Source organism: Streptomyces sp. NPDC044921 (assembly GCF_056432865.1).
Map to the genome: position 1 here is coordinate 329,594 of NZ_JBWKIF010000007.1, position 20,107 is coordinate 349,700.

Genomic DNA, 20,107 nt, shown 5'->3' on the forward strand with positions numbered 1-20,107 from the left:
TACGCCTACGTGGCGTCCAACCGGCCTGCCCCCGCGGCCCCGTTCGCGACGGACCAGCGCGACACCGAAGTCTTCGGCTACGGCGGTCAGCGCACCGACGAGGGCCCGTTCCAGGAGTGGAACCCCACGGCGGAGTCCATCCGCCCCGTCCGTGGCCGGCATCGCGTCACCAAGCAGCGCGGCGGAGGGCTCGCCCGCAGCTCCACCGTCCTGGGCGTCGGCGTCATAGCCGCCGTGGGCGCCGGCGGCATGGCCAGCGCCCAGACCGGCAAGCCGCCGGTGTCGATCTCCGTGCCGGACCTTCCCTCGGTGGGTTCCCTCATCTCGGACGACGACACCCCCGAAGGCTCCGCAACCCCGCTCAGCGACCTCGCCACGGCCGCGGCGGACACCGACCAGGGCACCTCCGGCGCCGGCGAGGCCCTGCGCGCCCGGATCATGGCCCAGGTCGAGCACCAGCAGGAGCAGATCGAGACCAAGGCCGCCGAGGAGGCCGCGGCCGCCGCCGAGAAGGCCGCCGCCGAGGCCGTCGCCAAGGCGGAGAAGGAAGCCAAGGCCAAGGCCGCCGAGGCCAAGCGGAAGGCCGAGGAGGAGGCCCGCAAGAAGGCCGAGGCCGAGCGGCTCGCCGCCCTCGCCAAGCAGTACACGCTGCCGACCTCCTCGTACACCATCACCTCCAGCTTCGGCCAGGCCGGCGCCTACTGGTCCTCCGGCTACCACACCGGTCTCGACTTCGCCGCCCCCACGGGCACGCCGATCAAGGCGGTCCACAGCGGCACCATCACCGAGGCCGGCTGGAACGGCTCGTACGGCTACAAGACCGTCCTCACCCTCGATGACGGCACCGAGATCTGGTACGCGCACCAGTCGTCCATCGGCGTCAGCGTCGGCCAGAAGGTCAGCACGGGCGACGTCATCGGCCGCGTCGGCGCCACCGGCAACGTCACCGGGGCGCACCTGCACCTGGAGGTGCACGCCGCCGGCTCCAGCAGCGGCATCGACCCGATGGCCTGGCTGCGGGGCAAGGGACTCAACCCGTAAGCGCCGAGCGCCACAAGAAGCACCGGCAGCCCTGACGACGACCCCCCGGCGTCAGGGCTGCCGGTTTTCCCGGGGCCGGAGCGTGCTCAGGACCGGTAGGGGTTGTACGCCGGATACGGGGTGGGGTGAGGGGCGTACCCGGCCGGGTGGCCGTATGCGGGCGTCTGCCCGTACGCGTGGCCGTGTCCGTACGCGTGGCTGTGACCGTACGCGCCGGGCGTCGGCCACGGCGGGGCCGTCACCGGTACCGCGGGGGCCGTGACCCTGGCCGCGTGGTCCAGGGCGGGGCGGGCCGCGTCCCGGCGACGCCACAGTGCGGCGAGCAACTCCATCTCCCGTACGGCGAAGTCGGCCCCGGAGTGGCCGCGGCGGGCCCGGTGCCGCAGGAACGCGAGCGACGTCGCGTACGCCTCGTAGCGCGCCACCTCCCGCGCCGCCGCCTTCCCGGCGTGCCGGCGGGCGTACTGGCGGGCGATCCGGCGCGCCCGCATCGAGCCCAGGGCGTACGGTTCGGCCGGGGACAGCCAGCCCGCGACCGCGTAGGCGGGCAGCTCCGCCCGCACGGTCCGCAGCTCCCGCTGCCGCGTCCAGATCACCAGCCACGTCAGCAGGCCGAAGATCGGCACCATGAACGCCGCGTACACGGCGAAGAACCCGTACTCGCCGAACGCCGACGAGCCGTTCCACATCGCGTGCATGCCCATCGCCAGCAGCAGCCCGGTGACCGGGAACGCGACGCGGCGCGCGTGCCGGCGGTCCGCCGAGAGCGCCGCGACGCCGAACCCGATGCCGGTCAGGACGGTGAACAGCGGGTGCGCGAACGGCGACATGATGATGCGGACGAAGAAGGTCGCCGCCGTCACGGAGGCGATGCCGCTGTCGCCGGTGAGCTGGTCGGTGCCGAAGGCGGTGCCCAGGTAGAGGATGTTCTCCGTGAACGCGAAGCCGGTCGCGGTGACACCGGCTATGACCACGCCGTCGACGATGCCGGTGAAGTCCCGGCGGCGGAAGAGGAACACCAGGAGGACGGCCGCCGCCTTGGCCGTCTCCTCGACCACCGGCGCTATGACCGTCGCGCCGAGTGTGTCCGCGCTGGACGGGTCCGCCGTCGCCGTCGCTATCCACCGCGTGGCGAAGCTGTTGGCGACGATCGCTATCAGCGCCGCCGCGCAGGCGCCCCAGGCGAAGGAGAACACCAGGTTGCGCCAGGGACCGGGCTCGACGCGGTCCAGCCAGCGGAACGAGGCGATGAGCAGGGGCACCGGGAGCAGCGCCAGGCCGAGTCCGACCAGGAAGCCCTCCGTGCCGGTCTCCTCGCGGACCAGGGCGAGGATGACCAGGCCGGACAGCGCGAGGAGGGTGGTCGGGGCGCCGTAGCGCACCCAGGGGCGCTGCCACCAGTGGGCGTGCCGCAGCGGACCGGCGGTGGGGGCGCCGTCGATGGGGGCGCTGGGGTACGACGGGTGTGGGGGGCAGGTGGCCACGGCATTGACCCTAACGACGGAGGGGCGCTGTCCGCAGGCGGGAGAGGTGCCAGGGGTGCGGAGTGGTGCGGTGCGGTCAGACGCCGGCGGGGGGTTGGTCCGCGTGTGGTACGCGGCGGAAGAGGAGGTCGTTCACGACATGTCCCTTGTCCAGTCCCTGGCCCTCGAAACGGGTCAGCGGCCGGAAGCCGGGACGCGGCGCGAAACCGCCGTCCGCCTGCGTGTTCTCGAAGTCGGGGTGGGCCGTGAGTACGTCGAGCATGTGTTCGGCGTACTCCTCCCAGTCGGTCGCGCAGTGCAGGATCGCGCCCGGCTTGAGGCGGGTCGCCGCGAGGGTGAGGAACTCGGGCTGGATCAGCCTGCGCTTGTGGTGCCGCTTCTTGGGCCAGGGGTCGGGGAAGTAGACGCGCAGGCCGTCGAGGCAGTCGGGGGTCAGCATCTCGCGGAGCAGGATGATCGCGTCGCCGTTGCCCACGCGGACGTTGGACAGGCCGTTGCGGTCGGCGAGGTTCAGGAGGTTGCCCTGGCCGGGGGTGTGGACGTCGACCGCGAGGATGTTGGTGCCGGGGTCGGCGGCGGCCATCTGGGCGGTCGCCTCGCCCATGCCGAAGCCGATCTCCAGGACGACGGGGTTGTCGTTGCCGAAGAGTTCGGGCAGGTCGAGGGGGTGGCTGCCGTCGATGTCCAGGCCCCACTTGGGCCACAGGCGCTGCAGCGCGTCGGCCTGACCGGCGGTGACCCGGCTGCGCCGCGGCTGGAAACTCCGGATGCGCCGCTCGAAGTGCGACCCGGCGGGATCGGGCTTCGGCCCGTCGGGAAAGCGCGGCTCTCCCTTGGCCCGGGTGCGCTGTGCGGTGGCCGGGGGGTGGGGGAGCGGGGTTTCGGGGGAGTTCGCGGAGTCAGACACAGTGAGGTCGATTTTACGGGGTCGGGATGTGAGGGTGCGGGGCTTCACCTGCTTGCCGGGGGTGGCTGGATGGAGGGCGGGCCTCTCGCCGGGTGGCGGCTGGGGGTGGGGTGCGGGCCCCTCGCCGGGAGGGCTGAGGGTGGGGTGCGGGTCCCTCGCCGGGTGGCGGCTTGGGGGTGGGCTCGCGTTTTCGCCTGACGGTGGGCCGGGGGGCGGGGCCGCGCCGGGCGTGTCCGTCTTCGGAGCGGCGCGATCGAGTCGTGTGCCGACTGACTGCCCGTTGACGCGCCGACCGCCGCGGGCGGACGCCCCCGACACGGCCCCTCGCGCCGTCCCGTGGGTGCGGGTGCGTCGTGGCTGCCGCCGCCGCCCCGTCGCGGCCCCCGCCCGGCCGCGGGTAGGCGTGCGCCTAGCCGGGACTGGCCGCGCGGCGGAGTCCGGGCGCGGCACGCTCAGAGCGCGCTCAGCGCCCGGCGTGCCACCTCTCTGCCGATCGGCAAGGAGGCCGTGGCCGCAGGGGAGGGGGCGTTCAGGACGTGGACCGTGCGGGGGGCCTCACGGATCAGGAAGTCGTCGACCAGCGTGCCGTCCCGCAGGACGGCCTGCGCGCGCACGCCCGCCGCCGTCGGCACCAGGTCGTCCTCGGACACCCCGGGCAGCAGCCGGCGCACCGCCTCGGTGAACGCTCCCTTGGACAGGGACCGCCGCAGCTCACCCGCCCCGTACCGCCAGTGCCGCCGCGCGATCCGCCAGGAGCCCGGCCAGGCCAGGGTCGAGCCCAGCTCGCCCGGGCGGACCGTGGCCCGGCCGTAGCCCTCGCGGGCCAGGGCTGGTACCGCGTTGGGCCCGATGTGGACGCCGCCGTCGATGCCCCGGGTGAGGTGCACCCCGAGGAAGGGGAACGCCGGGTCGGGCACGGGATAGACCAGGCCCCGCACCAGCTCTGGCCGGGCCAGCTCGTAGTACTCGCCGCGGAACGGCACGATGCGCACGTCCGGGTCGTCCCCGGTCAGCCGGGCGATCTCGTCGCAGTACAGCCCCGCGCAATTGACCATGACCCGCCCGCGTACGACGTCCCCCGCGGCCGTGAGCACCGCGACGCCACGGTCGGGCCGGCGGTCGACGCGGACCGCACGGGTGCCGTAGCGGATCTCCGCGCCCGAGCCGTGGGCCAGCTGGCGGGCGACCGCGACGAAGTCGCAGACGCCCGTCGTGCCGACGTGTATGGCGGCCAGGCCACGTACCTCCGGCTCGTACTCCGGGATCTGGGAGGCGCCCAGCTCGCGCACCGGTATGCCGTTCTCCCGGCCGCGCTGCACGAGGGCGTGCAGGCGGGGGAGCTCCGCCCGGTCGGTGGCGACGATCAGCTTTCCGGTGACCGCGTGGGGGATGCCGTACTCGGCGCAGAACTTGACCATCTCGGCCGCCCCGCGCACCGCGTAGCGCGCCTTGAGGGAACCGGGGCGGTAGTAGATGCCGCTGTGGATCACGCCGCTGTTGCGGCCCGTCTGGTGCCGGGCCGGGCCGGGCTCCTTCTCCAGGACGGTGACACGTGTGCCCGGTGCGGCGCGTGCGATCGCGTACGCCGTCGACAGACCGACGATCCCGCCGCCGATCACCAGCACGTCACAGTCGTATGCGAGCCCCACCGGCACCACCTCCCACCTCGATAGTGCACTGCGCCACTGACAGTGCCTCCAAACGCGGGGACGGCACCCCTCGGGCACCTATGCGGGGGTCATCAGCAGCGGCCGGGCGCGCTCACGGAGCTCCACCACCCGCGGTTCGTCGCCGTAGGGCTCCAGGCGGTGGAGCAGGTCCTTCACGTACTCCGTCGTGCGGGCCGACGAGATGCGCCCGGCGACCTCCACCGCCCGCACCCCCTGCTCGCACGCCGCGTCGAGATTGCCCGACTCCAGTTCGGCGACCGCGGACACCACCAGGCGCAGGCCGTGGGAGCGCACGAACTCCTCCGTCGGCTGCGACAGCGCCTGCTCCGTGAAGCGGCGGACCTGGCGGGGGGCCTTGAGGTCGCGGTAGCACTCGGCCGCGTCGGCGCAGAAGCGGTCGTAGGAGTAGAAGCCGAGCCAGCTGGGGTCGTTGTCGCCGGGGCGGGCGCGCTCCAGCCAGCTCTCGGCCGCCTTCAGGGCGCCGCCGGCCGCCTGGGCGTCGCCCGCGCGTGCGTGCGCGCGGGCCTCGACGAGGCGGAAGAAGCTCATGGTGCGGGCCGTGGCCAGGCCCCGGTTGCGTTCCAGGGCGGCCTGGGCCAGGTCCACGCCCTCGTCGCCGAAGCCCCGGTAGGTGGCCTGGAGGGACATGGAGGCCAGGACGTAGCCCCCGAGGGGGACGTCGGCGGCGGCCCGGGCCAGGCGCAGGGCCTGGATGTAGTAGCGCTGGGCCGCTTCCTGCTGGCCGGTGTCGAAGGCCATCCAGCCGGCGAGCCGGGTGAGTTCGGCGGAGGCGCCGAACAGGGCGCGGCCGACCTCGTCGGAGTAGGAGCCGAGGAGGAGGGGCGCGGCCTCCACCCTTAAGCACTCGGGGACCATCGACGAACGCCAGTCGCCGCCGCCGTACTTGGAGTCCCAGCGCCGCGCGTCCTCCGCGGCCTCGCGCAGCTTCTGCACATCGCTGTGGCCGACTTTGAGCGGTGCGCCGGAGCCCTCGCCGGGGCCCACGTCACGCGCGACCGAACTGTCGGCCGGGGTTATCAGCCACCGGGAGGCGGGCGTTGCGTACGCGCTCACTGCGAACGATCCGGCGAGCGACTGCCAGATGCCGCCGGAGCCGGCGCGGCGGCCGGCGAGGTCGAGGCGGTACAGCTCCGTCGCGGACTTCACCGCCTGGCCGACGTCGCGCGGGAAGGCGAGGCCGACTTCGGGTGCGGGGTCCGCGTCCGCCAGGCCGATCTCGTGGAGCGGCACCGGGCGGCCGAGCTTCTGGCCGATGGCGGCGGCGATCAGGTGCGGGGCCGCACCCTGCGGCACCATTCCCTTCGACACCCAGCGCGCCACCGAGGTCTTGTCGTAGCGAAGTGTCAGTCCCCGCTGTGCGCCAAGGTCGTTGACGCGCCGCGCGAGGCCTGCGTTGCTGATTCCCGCGAGGGCGAGAACGGCGCCGAGTTTTTCGTTCGGCCCGCGTTGCTCCCTGGACATGAGCCACCCCTCGACACAGACGGCTGCCGCGCTGGCATAACCGTGCGGCATTCGTAAACCCAGCGTAGTTCGCCGCATCCCAAGCGTTAAGGGGCATTGTTCCGGTTGGCGGGATTGTGGTCCGTACTGAAGTGCGGGGCAGATACGGTCAGTTGCGGTGTGCTCCCACTGTGTGGCCGTGCGCCCGGCCGTGCGCTCTTCTCCGGCCATCGCGGGAGCGGTTCCATGGTCCGTGCGTGGGTCGGCCCGCTGTACTGGATCCAGTGGGCTGGGGGACACCGCCGCCTTCATCCCCGCGGGCGGCGGAACGGTCCGGGAGGCGTGCTCCGTCTCCCGGGCTACGCGACCGGGTGACGCGGTGCCGGTCCTGTACGGAGCGTGTTCGAGTCTGCCCGCGCGTCGACGATTTGGCCGAAAATCGACCCCGCCGATTGCGGGGCTTCAGGGCTCCGACCACGGCAGTTGAGGGCGCGTTGGGCGTGTTTGGGGCGCGTATCGGGGGCGCATTCACGTCGCAGTCGTACGGGTGACATGTCGCCGGTGTGTCTTGCCCCGTGGCCGGATGGTCGCGTAACGGCGGCGCGGTCGCGGTCGCCGTTCTTCCCGCATTCCCTTCCGTGCCCCTTTTCCGTTCCCTGCCTGTCCTCTCCTCTCCCGTCCTCTCCTCACCTCTCTCCGCAGGGCCGTACCGTCTTGCGGGGTACGGGAGTTCGGGGACCAGGCAGGGGTGTCGGCGGCTCCGCCGGGGCGCATTCGGCGGAGCGCGAGCGGCGCGGGCACCCTCCGGAGCGCTTCCTTCATGGCAGCATGGTGAACCGGTTCGTGCGGTGCACTGGTTGTCCACAGCCTGTGGAGGCGGCGATGCGGTGGTTGGTGGGTTGGAGCAGCACCGCCGCGGGAGCCGTCGCTGCCGGTTCGGCGGGGGCCACGGGGCACGACGGAGAGACGCTGCACCCGGTGGGGTCCCAACTGCTGTGGGGCGACCCCGATCCGCTGTGGGCCGTGGGCGACTGGCGGCCCGACGAGGTGCGGGTCGTGAAGGCCGACGAGCGCACCCGCATCGCCGTGCTCGGGATCTGCGGCGCCACCGACGAGCAATTGCGCGTCGCGCTGTTCGCCGCGCGCGGCGGGGCACTTCGGCACCTGACCGCCTGGCCCGGCAGCTACACCGCGATCGTGCAGGTCGGCCGGAGAGTGACCGTCTGCGGCGATCTCGCGGGCGCGCGGCCGGTGTTCTACACGCCCTGGGCCGGCGGCACGGCCTACGCGACGGCCGCCCTGCCGCTGGCCGACCTCATCGAGGCCAACCTCGACTTCGGGCACCTCGCCGCGCTGCTGGCCGCCCCCGACGTGCCCGCCGCGCTCCACGACTCGACGCCGTACGACGGCGTGAAGCGGGTTCCGCCGGGGCACGCACTGATCCTGCGCGCCGGGGCGCGGGAGATCGCCGGGTACGAGCCGGTCGCCTCGCTCGCGGTCGCCGCCCCTCCGGCCGATCCCGACAGCGCGGTCGACGCCGTGCGCGACGCGCTCGTGGAGGCCGTACGGACGCGGCTGTCCGCCCCGCGGCACGTCCCCGGAGCGGACATCGACCCCGGGCCCGTGCCCGGGATGGGCCCCGCCGAACGTCGCGCGGCGCGCGGCATGCCGGTGCCGGGCATCGGGGCGGACCTGTCCGGCGGACCCGCCTCGGGGACGCTGGCGCTGCTGGCCGCGGGGCTGCCCGGCATGCCGGGCACGGTGCTCGGGCACGGCACGGGCGCGGGCGAGCGGCTGCTGGCGGTCACCTTCAACGACCTTGCCGTCCGCGGCCGGGAGGCCGAACTGGAGCGGGCCGGGGCGCTGGCGGCGAACCCGCGGCTGCACCACGTGGTCGTGACGGGTGGCGAGGAGACCCTCCCGTACGCCGACCTGGACGGCCCGCTGACGGACGAGCCCGGGGCGTGCCTGGTGACGGCGGCGCGGCACCGGGCCCGGCTGGCGGCGGGCAGCGCGGACCACTTCACCGGGTACGGGGCGCGGCAGGTCCTGGACGCCCACCCGGCGCGGCTGGCGGATCTGCTGATGGACCGCCGACGGCGTCATCTCGTGCGGCCGGTCGCGGCGCTGGCCAAGGCGGACGGGTCGGTGCTCGTGCCCGCGCGCGTGTACGCGGCGGCGCGACGGCTGTCCCGCACGTCGTACCGGTCGGGTCTCGAGTCCCTCGCCGAGCGTCTGCTCGACCACCGGTCGGACGACGGGCTCGACGCGCCCGGCGGGGCGGTGGAAGCCTCCCTCGCGGCGCTGACCTGGGGCAGACCCGGGCCGGCGGCACGCTGGCTGACCGGCGAGGCGCTCGCTGAAGTATCGGTTCGCCTACAGGCGTCGACGCACCGGTCGGAGCTGGTCGGTCCCGGGCAGCGGCCGGGCGACTTCCGCGCACGGGCGGCGCTGGCGCGGCACGCGGCGGATCTGCGGGTGCTGGAGCAGGCCGCGGAGGTCCGCTTCCAGCGGTTGCACGCGCCGTTCCTCGACAACCAGGTGGTGCGTGCGGCGCGGGCGCTGCCGGAGGCGCTGCGGGTGCGGCCGGGGGCGCGGGCGGCGGTGCTGCGGACGGTGCTGGAGGGGGCCGGCGTGCGGGAGTTGCCGCCCGGGTGGGGCGCGCCGAGCCAGGCGACGGCGGCGGCGGTGGCGCGTACGGGGTTGCGGGTGGCGGTGGATTCGCTGGTCGCGCTGTTCGACACGCCGTTGCTGGCGGAGGCGGGGCTGGTCGAGGCGCGGGTGGTCCGCAAGGCGCTGCGGGGCGCGGCGGCGGGCGAGCCGCTGCCGCTGGACGGCCTGGCGGACCTGGTCTCCCTGGAACTGTGGCTGCGCCGCCTGCTGGCCCGCCGCGGCACGTGCTGGACGGGGACGCCGGCCCGCCAGCGAGCGGTACCGGCGGGGATCGCGCCGCAGCGGGGGGCGTTGGGGGCGGGGGCCGGCGGGGGGCGGCGGGGGTAACACCGGGCGCCTGCGGTGGTGGGGCGAGCGGGTGGCTTTGCGCTTTGGGGGTGGCTTGTGCCTTGGTGGTGGCTTGCGCCTGGTGGTGGCCGTGCCTGGGGGTGGGGGTGCGCGTCTTTCGCCTGACGGTGGGGGGTGGGTCGGGGCCGCGCCGGGGGGTGTCCGTCCTCGGAACGGCGCGATGGGGTTGGACGCCGACTGACTGTCCGTTGACGCGCCAACCGCTGCGGGCGGACACCCCCCGGCACGGCCCCTTGCGCCGTCCGGCGGGTGCGGGCGGGTCGTGGTTGCCGCGGGCGCCGGGCTGCGGGGTGCCGCCCCGGTACGGCCCGCCGAGAATGCCCGGGACCCCGGCGACAATGACCCCGTGCGGTACAGGATCCTGGGAGTCACCACGGCAGAGGACGAGGACGGCTCGGTCGTACCCGTCGGCGGGCCCCGGCTGCGGGCCCTGCTCACCGCCCTCGCCCTCCGCCCCGCCCGCGTCACCCCCTCGCGGGCCCTGATCGACGAGGTCTGGTCCGACGACCCGCCCCAGGACGCCCCCGCCGCCCTCCAGGCCCTGGTCGGGCGGCTCCGGCGGGTGCTCGGCAAGGACGCCGTGACGCTGGAGCCCGGCGGTTACCGGCTCGCGGCCGGGCCGGACGACGTCGACCTCTTCGTCTTCGAACGGCTCCTGCGCCACGGCACGGACGCCCTCGCCGCCGGCGACCCGGCCCGTGCGGAACGGCACCTCGACGACGCCCTCGCCCTCTGGCGCGGCCCCGCCCTCGCCGACCTGCCCGACCGCTCCGCCGCCGCCCGCCCGGAAGCGGCCCGTCTGGAGGCGATCCGGGCCAGGGCCGAGGCCCGCCTGCGACTGGGCCGGGCCCAGGACGTCGTACCGGAACTGCGCGAGCACACGGCCGTACACCCCTACGACGAGCCGCTGCACGCCCTTCTGATCCGCGCCCTGCGCGACGCCGGACGCGCGGCCGATGCCCTCGCCGCGTACGAGAGCGCCCGCCACGCCCTCGCCGAGGGCCTCGGCACCGACCCGGGTGCGCACCTGCGCGCCCTGCACGCCGAGTTGCTCGCCGGGGACGTGCGGGAGGGGGCACCGCCGGCAATCCGGGCCGCCGTGGTGGACGGAGCGGCCGCGCTGCTGGCCGACCTCGGCGACTTCCCGCGCGCGGCCCGGCTGCTCGGCGCCGGCGACCACTGGCGTTCGGGCCGCCCCCGCCCCATGCCGGAGCGCGCCCACGCGGAACGGACGGAGGCCGCCGCCCGCGCCGCACTGGGTGCCGACCGGTGCGCCTCGGAGCGGGCCTCGGGTACGGCGCTCACCGCGCGGGACGTCCTGTGCGAGCTGCACGAGGCGCGCCGCGCGCACGCCGCTAGCGACAGGTGAACCTCGACTCGGCCCAGTCCGCCAGGGTCAGGCCGTCCAGTGCGCCGCCCGGCTCCACCACGAGCCGGACGGTGCTGCGGCCGGTGAGGTCCACATGGACGGGGACGGCCGGGCCACCGCCCTCGACCAGCCCCGACCGCCAGAGCCGGACACCGTCGGCGTAGACGGAGAAGTACACCTTGCCGTGCTTCAGCATCAGGTCGTCGACGCCGACGGCCGCGTCGTAGGCGGAGCAGGAGCGGTTGAGGTCGATGGTGACGGAGGAGCTGCCGTGCACGGTGACCCCGTGCGGGTACCGCCGGCCGTCGACCGACAGGCCGGAACGCTTCCAGACCCAGCTGCTCGCACCGATCCGCATCTCGGGCCCGGTGCCGTCACCGGTGACGTCGTACGCCAGGTCGCTCCACTGGTAGACGGCCGGGGCGGGCGGCGGAGGTGGCGGCGGGGGTGGGGAGGGCGTGGACGTCGGGCTCGGGGTGGGTGCGGGGGTGGGGATGGAGGTGGGGGGCGCCGGGGGTGCCGGTTCCGGGGGTGCGGACGGCCGGGTGGGCCGGGGTGCCGGTTCGGGGGACGCGGCCGGGCCGGGGGCGGTCCGGGAGCTCGGTACCGGCGCGGGTGTCCCGGCACCCACGGGCACGAGGGCGGGCGGACGCGGGCCGGGGCCCCGACGCGGCGGGGCGGGCGCGGGCTCACCGGGCCGCACCACGGACGAGGGAGGAGGGGACGACGGTGCCGGCCTCGCCTCCTGCCCCGGCCCGTCGTTGCCGACCAGGGCCATCACCACCGCCGCCACGACCCCGACGGCCACCACACCGGCCGCGATACCGGCCTTCACCGGCGCACCGGCCCCTTCGGAGGCCGCCGCACCGGCCCCGCCGGAGGAGCCGCCCGCCGCCCCGCCGGACGCACCGGTTCCCGCGGCCCCGGAGGAACCACCCGTCGCCGCGGCCGCCCCCGCGGCTCCCGCGCCGGCGCCCCCGGCGACGAGCCCGGCCGCCTTGGCGTACCCGGCGGCACCGAACCAGCCGATGACCGCGACCGGTACGACGGCCGGGATACCGCCGGCGACCTCCGCGATCTGGCTCGCGGCCAGGCGGCACTTGGCGCACTCCTCCAGGTGCTTGCGCAGTCCGCGCTCGGCCCGGGTGCGCAGCCGGCCGCGGGCGTAGGTGCCGAGCTGGTCGGCGTAGCGCGCGCACTCCTCGTCGGCGGTGAGGGTGGCGCTGACGTGGGCCTGGAGGTAGGCCTGCTTGAGGCCCTCGCGGGCACGGCTGGCGAGCACGCGCGTGCCGTTGGCGTCCAGACCGAAGAGCGGGGCGACCTCGCTGGGCGACTCGTCCTCGACCTCGGTGTGCCAGAGCACGGCCTGCCAGCGCTCGGGCAGCGACCGGAAGGCCCGCATGGCCAGGGACTGCTCGGCCTCGTGCATGGCCCGTACGTCCGCGCCCAGTTCGAGCGTGTCGTCGTCGGACGCGTCCCGGTCGCGCGCGGACTGGGCGGCGAACACGGCGAAGTCGTCGACGAGCTGCTCGCGCCGCGCGGACCGCGTCCAGGAGGCGGCGACGCGCCGGACCGAGGTGAGCAGGTAGGCGCGGACCGCGTGGGCGGGGCCCGCTCCGCCGCGGACCGCCTGGAGCATGCGGGCGAAGACCTCGGCCGTCAGGTCGTCCGCGGTGTGGGCGTCCCGGCAGCAGGTGCGGGCGTACCGGCGCACGGCCGGTGCGTGGCGCCGGTACAGCTCCTCGTACGCCGTGTCGTCGCCCGCGCGCATCCGGTCGATGAGGTGGGCGTCGGAGGGCGGCAGGTCGCGCGGCAGTGGCGGGACGCGGTCCTCGCGCCGTCGGCGCTGGGCCGGGACCGACTCGTCGGCGGCCCGCCCGCCCGCAGGAACGCTTCCTCGCCCGCCCTGGCCCGGCACCTGTGGGGGAACCGGACCGCGGGCCGTGGCGTCTCCGCCGTTGCCGCCGCTCGACTCGTCCCGCCCGTCAACGCTCATCGCGGAAAGCCCCCGCCAGCCGCCGTACCCGTCCAGACCACCGGGTCAGCGTGCCACAGCGACTTACCGGCGGAACCCCGGAGTTCGAACCGTCACTCGTCCGTGCGGATTCACCGCACGCCAGTAGTGACCGTCCTCCCTCCGGGGGAGGCTCCTTCCTCGCCTCGGGGCCGGGGTCGCCGCGTCCTCCGAGGCTCCACAAGCCCCGGTCCGGCCCGTCGCACCCGCCCGCCCGTCCGTCTGCCGGCCCGTACTCCCGTGCCAGGAGCGCCATTACGGGCCCCGGCCAGAGGTCACTGCCGGTGTACACCGTCCTCTCGAAGCCCACCCGGGCCGCACCGGCTCACGCCGGACGCGAGCGCAGGCCCTCCAGCAGGATGTCCAGCAGCCGGGCCGACGCCGCCGCCTGCTGGGCGGCGTCCGGCAGTGAGGGCGCGGCCGTGGCGATCACCAGCAGGACGTCCGAGACGGACACGTCCGCCCGCAGCTCACCGGCCGCCCGGGCCCGCTCGACGAGCTGGCCGACGACCTCCAGCAGCGCCGCCGTCCCGGCGTCGTCCTCCGGCGCCGGGACCGTGGCGACCGCCACCGGTTCCTCCGGCACCAGCCGCAGTTCGGCGCCGCCCGGCTGGGTCCGCTGCTGCGGCACCCGCGCACCGCCGGCCTGGTCCTCCACGACCGAGACGCGCAGCACCTGCGGCGGCAGCAGCCGCCCGGCGCCCGACGCCACCGACGTGCGCAGGAAGCGCGACAGCGCCGACCAGGGTTCGTCCTCCTGCCCGAGCGCCGCACGCGCCTGGTCGGTCAGCCGGGAGGTCTCCTCCTCGGCTATCCGCCGCACCAGGACGTCCTTGCTCGGGAACCGCCGGTACACCGTGCCCACACCGACCCGCGCGCGTCGCGCGACATCCTCCATCGGCGCGCCGTAACCCAGCTCGCCGAAGACCTCGCGCGCCGCACGCAGCACGTGCTCCAGATTGCGCTGGGCGTCCACGCGCAGTGGCGTCGTCCGCGTCCGGTCCCCGCGTCCGCTGCCCGCCGCGCTCATCGTCGCGCCACCCGCGGCAAGGGTGGACGCGGACGACCAATGAGAATCCTGAACATGCATATGCATTCCCCCGGTAATGACGTCTCCCCCCGGAGACTCTCCCCGCCATACGATGCCGGGACGGGGGAACAGGCCCGGTCCCGCGGCCCGCCCGTCGCGGACCCGGTGAGCACATCCCCCTACACCCCGTCGACACACGAACATAGTTGAGAGGGAGTCAATTCAGAAGGGGCAGGTTCCGCACGGAGCGCCCACCGATCGGAGTACGGGTCGCATACGTCCCGAATGTGCCCCCGCGCGCCCCCCGCGCCACCCCCTCTGACCTGCCCACCTACGGCGCAGCCTGCTAATCCGGCCAACTCCGCGCCCCCGCCCGCTCCGGTCACACAATCCGTCGAGGCTGTGGACAAACGCAAGCGGCGGGTGCGTCATGGGATGGTGAAGGAACGTGCGCGCATTCTCGTTGTCGGTGGCGGCTACGTCGGGATGTACACGGCCCTGCGCCTGCAGCGCAGACTGAGACGGGAACTGGACCGGGACGAGGTCGGGATCACGGTCGTCACCCCCGACCCGTACATGACGTACCAGCCGTTCCTCCCGGAGGCCGCCGCGGGCGCCATCTCGCCCCGCCACGTCGTCGTACCGCTGCGCCGCGTCCTGGACCGGTGCCGTGTCCTCATCGGCGAGGCCACCGCCGTCGACCACGCGAAACGCACCGCCGCCGTCACCACCCTCGCCACCGAGGAGGAGGGCACGGGCGGGCAGCGGCTCGACTACGACCACCTCGTCCTCGCCCCCGGCTCCGTCTCGCGCACCCTGCCGGTCCCCGGCCTCGCCGACCACGGCATCGGCTTCAAGACCGTCGAGGAGGCCATCGGCCTGCGCAACCACGTCATCGAGCAGATGGACATCGCCTCGTCCACCCGCGACCCCGCGATCCGCGACGCGGCCCTCACCTTCGTCTTCGTCGGCGGCGGCTACGCCGGCGTGGAGGCCCTCGGCGAACTGGAGGACATGGCCCGCTACGCCGCGCGCTACTACCACAACGTCCGGCCCGAGGACATGAAGTGGATCCTCGTCGAGGCCTCGGACCGGATCCTGCCCGAGGTCGGCGAGGAGATGGGCCGCTACACCGTCACCGAGCTGCGCCGCCGCAACATCGACGTGCGCCTGCGGACCCGCCTGGAGTCCTGCGCCGGCCGGGTCGCCGTCCTCAGCGACGGCGCCCGCTTCCCGACCCGCACGGTCGTGTGGACGGCCGGCGTCAAACCCCACCCCGTGCTGGCCGCCACCGACCTCCCGCGCACCGACCGCGGACGCCTGCGCTGCACGCCGCACCTGTCGATCGAGGGCACCACGCACGCGTGGGCGGCCGGGGACGCCGCCGCCGTCCCCGACGTCACCGCCGCCGAACCGGGCCGCGAGTGCGCCCCCAACGCCCAGCACGCCCTGCGCCAGGCCAGGGTGCTCGCCGACAACATCGTCCACACCCTGCGCGGCGAACCCCTCCAGACGTACGAACACGCCTACGCCGGTTCCGTCGCCTCCCTCGGCCTGCACAAGGGCGTCACCCACGTCTACGGGCGCAAGGTGAAGGGCTACCCCGCCTGGTTCATGCACCGCGCCTACCACCTCAGCCGCGTGCCCACCTTCAACCGCAAGGCGCGCGTGCTGGCCGAATGGACCCTGGCCGGCCTGTTCAAACGGGAGATCGTCTCCCTCGGCTCACTCGAACACCCCCGGGCGGAGTTCGAACTCGCGGCCGGTGGAAAGCCTCCCCAGGACCCCCCGGGCAACCCGAAGGGGTCGTCCTGACCGGACCCAGGAACTCCACCGGCCGGCCCGGCGTCTGACGGATGTCGGTCCGGTCCGCGCACTGCCAGACTGGTCCACCACCACGGGTGTGCCACGGCTCGCCCCGGTGCGGGCCCCCGGGGCCCCGGCCGGTTCCGGTGCCGGCCGCCGACGACTACACGAGGCAAGGATTCGTGAACTTCACGCGCTGGAGCGCCCGGCTCCCCGGAACGCAGCGCCGCGCCGCAGCGCGGACCGAGCAGACGGCCTCCCCCGACCGGCGGGGGGAAGGCTCCGTACCCGCCGCCCGCGCCGAACAGCTGACCGGTGAGACGCCGCCCGTACCCGCCGTCGACGAGCTGCGGGTGCGCGAGGTCCTCGACCGCGTCCCGTCCCTCGTCGCCCTGGTCCACGGCCCCGACCACCGCATCGCCTACGTCAACGACGCCTACACCACCGCCTTCGGCGTACGCCCGCTCGGCGAACGCGCCCGCGAGGCCCTGCCCGAACTGGACGCGCTCGGCCTGTTCCCCCTCCTGGACCAGGTCCAGCGCAGCGGCAAGCCGCGCACGGTGAAGTCCCGCAAGGCCCCCGACGGCCGCTGCTACACCTTCACGTGCACCCCGGTGGCCCAGGGCGACGGCACGGGTGGCACGGACGGCCGCGGTGTCCTCGTCTTCGCCACCGACGTCACCGACCACGCCGAAGCCGCCGAACGGCTGCGTGCCAGCGAACGCCGCCAGCGCGAGACGGCCGTCACCCTCCAGCGCTCGTTGCTCCCCCAGGAGCTCGAACAGCCGGACGACCTGCGCATCGCCGCCACCTATCACCCCGGCGGCACGGAAGCCGCGGTCGGCGGCGACTGGTACGACGTCATCACCCTGGGCGGCGGCCGCACGGCCCTGGTCATCGGCGACGTCATGGGCCGCGGCGTCCGCGCGGCCGCGGTCATGGGCCAGTTGCGCACGGCCGTCCGCGCCTACGCCCGACTCGACCTGCCCCCGCACGAGGTCCTCCAGCTCCTCGACGGCCTGGCGGCCGAGATCGACGCCAACCAGATCGCCACGTGCGCGTACGCCGTCCACGACCCGAACGAGGGCAAGCTGGTCTACGCCTCGGCCGGCCACCTGCCCATCCTCGTCCGCGACGAGAACGGCGCGGTCCTGCGCGCCGACGAGCCCACCGGCCCCCCGCTCGGCACCGGCGGCTGGATGCACGCCTCCGGCTCGATCCCCCTGAGCCCCGGCTCCACGGCCGTCCTCTACACGGACGGCCTCGTGGAGCGCCGCGACGCCGACCTCGACGAGGGCATCGCCGCCCTGGAGCGCGCCCTGGCCGGCGCCACCGGCACGCCCCAGGTCGTCTGCGACCGCCTGGTCCGCTCGGCCGGCGTGACCCCGGACCACGACGACGACGTGGCCGTCCTGGTCCTGCAGCACCCCGCCCGCAAGGGCCCGGAGAGCGAGCTCTTCCGCAACGCCGCCCTGGAACTCCTCGGCGGTATCGAAGCGGCCCCCCGCGCGCGTGCCTTCGCCTCCGGCGTCCTGACCAGCTGGCGCTTCCCCACCGACCTGCACGACCTCGGCGTCCTCGCCACCAGCGAGCTCGTCGCCAACTCCCTCCAGCACGGCACCCCGCCGATGCGCCTGCGCCTGCGCCGCACGGACCGGCGGCTGATCATCGAGGTCACCGACGGCGACGACCACCTCCCCAGACGCCGCAGGGCGGAACCGGGCGACGAGTCGGGCCGGGGCATCGCCATCGTCGCCACGATCGCGTCCAGCTGGGGCTGCCGCCGCACCCCGGGCGGCGGCAAGGCGGTCTGGTGCGAGTTCGCCCTGCCGCGCGCCCGGGCCACGTAGCGCGCGCCGCGGGTCAGACGTCCGCGGAAACGGGCGCCCCGCCCCGCGCCACGACCCGGCTCCTCCCGAGCCACGGCTGATCCTGTACGTCGGTCAGCTGCCGGCCCAACCGCACGGCGAGGACCGTGATCCCCAGGGAGAACACCAGGAACGCCACGATGTACGGCGCGTGCAGCGAGGCCCCCAGCGGTCCGCCCACCGCCGGCCCGACCGCCAGCGCGAGCTGCTTGACCAGGGCGAACGCCGAGTTGTACTGCCCGGCCATCCCCTCCGGCGCGAGATCCGCGACCAGTGGCGCCACGGTCGGCGACAGCATCGCCTCACCCAGCCCGAACAAGGCGTACGTCGAGACGAACGCGGCCGTCGCCATCTCCTGGCTGCCGTGCCCCAGCCCCGCGTACCCGGCGACGGCCCACGCCACGGCCCAGATCAGGCCCACGGCGGCGATCACCCGCGAACGCCGGCGCCGCTCCACGAACCGCAGCACGGCGAACTGCGCCACGACGATCACCAGGGTGTTCGCCGCGAGGGCCGTCCCCAGCGCGGACGTCGATATCCCGGCGGCCTCCACCCCGTAGGCGCTCAGCCCCGACTCGAACTGCCCGTAGCAGGCGAAGAACAGCACGAAGCCCAGCACGCACAGCTGCACCATGGCCCGGTTGCCCAGCAGCTGCTTCCAGCTGCCCCGCCCCGACGCCGGCGCGCTCTCGATCCGCGGCGCGTGCGGCATCCGCACCGTCGCCATCACCACGACCAGCAGCAGGAACATCGCCGCCTCGATCGCGAAGAGCAGCGTGAAGGAGGCAGCGCTCGTGGTGTCGACGAGGTGGCCGCCGATCAGGCCACCGACGCCGAGACCGAGGTTCTGCAGGAAGAACTGCGTGGCGAACGCACGCGACCGTGTCTCCGCGGAGGAGCAGTCCACGATCATCGTCGCCAGCGCGGGCTGCATCACGGCCTGCCCGGCCCCCAGCAGGGAAGCCGACGTCAGCACGGCCACCGCACCGCCCGAGACCCCCAGGGCCAGCGCGCCGGCGGCGGCGGTGAGCAGGGCGGCGAGCAGCACCGGCAGCGGGCCGCGCCGGACGATGGCCCGCCCGGCGAACGGCAGCACCACCAGCGCGGCCACAGCGAAGACGGCGAGCACGAGGCCCGCCGTCATGGCTCCCAGTCCTCGTACCTGCGCCACATAGACGTACAGATACGGGACCGTGAAGCCGAGCCCGAACGCGCTGAGTGCGTTGCCCACGTGGATCCGGCGCATCGCTGCGCCCATCGCCCTGGTCACGTTCACCTCTCTCACAAGTTAGGAGTGAAGACTTCGAAACTAAAGTTCGAAGCTAAAGAGTACATACCCAAGGACTTCAAGGCAAAGAACGGGCGTGCCATACTGCGCCCATGGGCGACACCCCCGGCTCCGACGAGCCGACCCTCGAAGAGCAGATCGCCGCGTACCAGCGCGAGTTCCAGGACCTCGACCCCCAGGTGGAGCAGATCGTCTCCGCCCTGTCGCGCCTGAACCGCCGCATGAACGTCGCCTACGGCCGCCAGACCTCGGCCCTCGGCATCAGCAACGCCGAGTGGGAGGTCCTCAAGGCCCTCGTCCTCTCCGGCGCCCCCTACCGGCTCGGCCCCAGCGAACTCGCCAAGCGCCTCGGCCTGACCCCCGCCGCCATGACCCACCGCATCGACCGCATGGTCGGCGAAGGACTGGTGACCCGTGAACGGGACGAGACCAACCGCGTCCGCGTGATCGTGGAGCTGACATCGGAGGGGCGGGAGAAGTGGCTGGAGGCGATGCGCCTGGCGTCGGTCTTCGAGGAGGACCTGCTCCAGGACCTCTCTCCCGTCGAGCGCACGGCACTGGGCGAGGTCCTCACGCGCCTGCTGCGCCGCGTGGAGGACGCCCAGCCGGACGCCGGCGGACGCCTGTCCGACCTGGACTGACACCCGTCCCGCCGACCCGGAAAAGATCTTGACGGGGGGCGCTTGACAGCCCTACGCCGCATCCGTAGAGTTCTTCGGGTTGCCGCGGAGCCGTAACGGTTCTGCGACAGCACTTCCGCCGCAGCAGCGGCACCAACCACAGCAAGATCACTCCCAACGGGGTTGATTTCGGCACGCCCGAATTCAATTCGAATTGGGACTCGACGCCTTGATCGACTCCGAACCGGGATCGATTTTGGAATCGCCGAGAGACCGCGCTAAGGTTGGACACGTCGGAACGGCCCAACGGCCGCGAGGACAACCCCCGCTGACTGGGGATCAGGTCGAGAAAAGGATCTGATAGAGTCGGAAACGCAAGACCGAAGGGAAGCGCCCGGAGGAAAGCCCGAGAGGGTGAGTACAAAGGAAGCGGCCGTTCCTTGAGAACTCAACAGCGTGCCAAAAGTCAACGCCAGATATGTTGATACCCCGTCCATCGGACAACCGATGGTCGAGGTTCCTTTGAAA

The 20,107-nt window shown here is 74.1% G+C and carries 12 protein-coding genes and 1 pseudogene; 6 read left to right on the forward strand and 7 right to left on the reverse strand.

Annotated elements, in window-relative coordinates; all coding sequences use genetic code 11:
- Positions 1-9: 9 nt before the first annotated feature.
- Positions 10-1,041 (forward strand): M23 family metallopeptidase, encoded by a 1,032-nt coding sequence (locus AC07DA_RS14290; protein ID WP_479127805.1) that lies wholly within the window; start codon positions 10-12, stop codon positions 1,039-1,041.
- Between the two features lie 86 nt (positions 1,042-1,127).
- Here AC07DA_RS14290 and AC07DA_RS14295 read toward each other — a convergent pair whose 3' ends face one another.
- The 4 genes from AC07DA_RS14295 to AC07DA_RS14310 form a co-directional block, all read right to left on the reverse strand.
- Positions 1,128-2,525 (reverse strand): PrsW family intramembrane metalloprotease, encoded by a 1,398-nt coding sequence (locus AC07DA_RS14295; RefSeq protein ID WP_479127806.1) that lies wholly within the window; start codon positions 2,523-2,525, stop codon positions 1,128-1,130.
- A 76-nt stretch (positions 2,526-2,601) separates the two neighbouring features.
- On the reverse strand, positions 2,602-3,432 hold the full coding sequence (gene trmB / locus AC07DA_RS14300; protein ID WP_479127807.1) for a tRNA (guanosine(46)-N7)-methyltransferase TrmB: 831 nt from the start codon (positions 3,430-3,432) through the stop codon (positions 2,602-2,604).
- A gap of 452 nt (positions 3,433-3,884) precedes the next feature.
- On the reverse strand, positions 3,885-5,090 hold the full coding sequence (gene lhgO, locus AC07DA_RS14305; protein ID WP_479127809.1) for an L-2-hydroxyglutarate oxidase: 1,206 nt from the start codon (positions 5,088-5,090) through the stop codon (positions 3,885-3,887).
- Between the two features lie 69 nt (positions 5,091-5,159).
- Entirely contained in the window at positions 5,160-6,584 is a 1,425-nt protein-coding gene (locus AC07DA_RS14310; RefSeq protein ID WP_383336412.1) for an NsdA family TPR-like regulatory protein, read from the reverse strand.
- Positions 6,585-7,445: 861 nt separating this feature from the next.
- Here AC07DA_RS14310 and AC07DA_RS14315 point away from each other — a divergent pair.
- Positions 7,446-9,563: an asparagine synthase-related protein gene (locus AC07DA_RS14315; RefSeq protein ID WP_479127811.1), complete on the forward strand. Its 2,118-nt coding sequence runs from the start codon at positions 7,446-7,448 to the stop codon at positions 9,561-9,563.
- Positions 9,564-9,930: 367 nt separating this feature from the next.
- Positions 9,931-10,686, forward strand: a pseudogene (locus AC07DA_RS14320) (AfsR/SARP family transcriptional regulator); the annotation flags it as partial.
- A gap of 253 nt (positions 10,687-10,939) precedes the next feature.
- Here the strand turns inward: AC07DA_RS14320 and AC07DA_RS14325 are convergent.
- Complete coding sequence (locus AC07DA_RS14325) at positions 10,940-12,949, reverse strand: sigma-70 family RNA polymerase sigma factor (protein ID WP_479127813.1); 2,010 nt, start codon at positions 12,947-12,949, stop codon at positions 10,940-10,942.
- A 343-nt stretch (positions 12,950-13,292) separates the two neighbouring features.
- Positions 13,293-14,057: a TetR/AcrR family transcriptional regulator gene (locus tag AC07DA_RS14330; protein ID WP_479127815.1), complete on the reverse strand. Its 765-nt coding sequence runs from the start codon at positions 14,055-14,057 to the stop codon at positions 13,293-13,295.
- A gap of 375 nt (positions 14,058-14,432) precedes the next feature.
- Here AC07DA_RS14330 and AC07DA_RS14335 point away from each other — a divergent pair, with 375 nt between their 5' ends.
- On the forward strand, positions 14,433-15,812 hold the full coding sequence (locus tag AC07DA_RS14335; RefSeq protein ID WP_479127817.1) for an NAD(P)/FAD-dependent oxidoreductase: 1,380 nt from the start codon (positions 14,433-14,435) through the stop codon (positions 15,810-15,812).
- 173 nt (positions 15,813-15,985) lie between these two features.
- The gene (locus tag AC07DA_RS14340; RefSeq protein ID WP_479127819.1) at positions 15,986-17,653 is read left to right on the forward strand and encodes an ATP-binding SpoIIE family protein phosphatase; all 1,668 of its coding nucleotides are present in this window, start codon (positions 15,986-15,988) and stop codon (positions 17,651-17,653) included.
- Positions 17,654-17,666: 13 nt separating this feature from the next.
- Here the strand turns inward: AC07DA_RS14340 and AC07DA_RS14345 are convergent, their stop codons facing one another.
- On the reverse strand, positions 17,667-18,929 hold the full coding sequence (locus AC07DA_RS14345) for an MFS transporter (RefSeq protein ID WP_479127861.1): 1,263 nt from the start codon (positions 18,927-18,929) through the stop codon (positions 17,667-17,669).
- Between the two features lie 122 nt (positions 18,930-19,051).
- Here AC07DA_RS14345 and AC07DA_RS14350 point away from each other — a divergent pair, with 122 nt between their 5' ends.
- Positions 19,052-19,600 carry a MarR family winged helix-turn-helix transcriptional regulator gene (locus tag AC07DA_RS14350; protein ID WP_094057511.1) on the forward strand — a complete coding sequence of 183 codons (549 nt, stop codon included), beginning with the start codon at positions 19,052-19,054 and terminating at the stop codon, positions 19,598-19,600.
- Positions 19,601-20,107 lie beyond the last annotated feature (507 nt).

Excerpts from the sequence above, each read along its gene's own strand:
- AC07DA_RS14310 (WP_383336412.1), bottom strand. The coding sequence starts at position 6,584 with ATGTCCAGGGAGCAACGCGGGCCGAACGAAAAACTCGGCGCCGTTCTC.
- AC07DA_RS14315 (WP_479127811.1), top strand. The coding sequence starts at position 7,446 with ATGCGGTGGTTGGTGGGTTGGAGCAGCACCGCCGCGGGAGCCGTCGCT.
- AC07DA_RS14325 (WP_479127813.1), bottom strand. The coding sequence starts at position 12,949 with ATGAGCGTTGACGGGCGGGACGAGTCGAGCGGCGGCAACGGCGGAGAC.
- AC07DA_RS14330 (WP_479127815.1), bottom strand. The coding sequence starts at position 14,057 with ATGCATGTTCAGGATTCTCATTGGTCGTCCGCGTCCACCCTTGCCGCG.
- AC07DA_RS14335 (WP_479127817.1), top strand. The coding sequence starts at position 14,433 with ATGGTGAAGGAACGTGCGCGCATTCTCGTTGTCGGTGGCGGCTACGTC.
- AC07DA_RS14345 (WP_479127861.1), bottom strand. The coding sequence starts at position 18,929 with ATGGGCGCAGCGATGCGCCGGATCCACGTGGGCAACGCACTCAGCGCG.
- AC07DA_RS14350 (WP_094057511.1), top strand. The coding sequence starts at position 19,052 with ATGGGCGACACCCCCGGCTCCGACGAGCCGACCCTCGAAGAGCAGATC.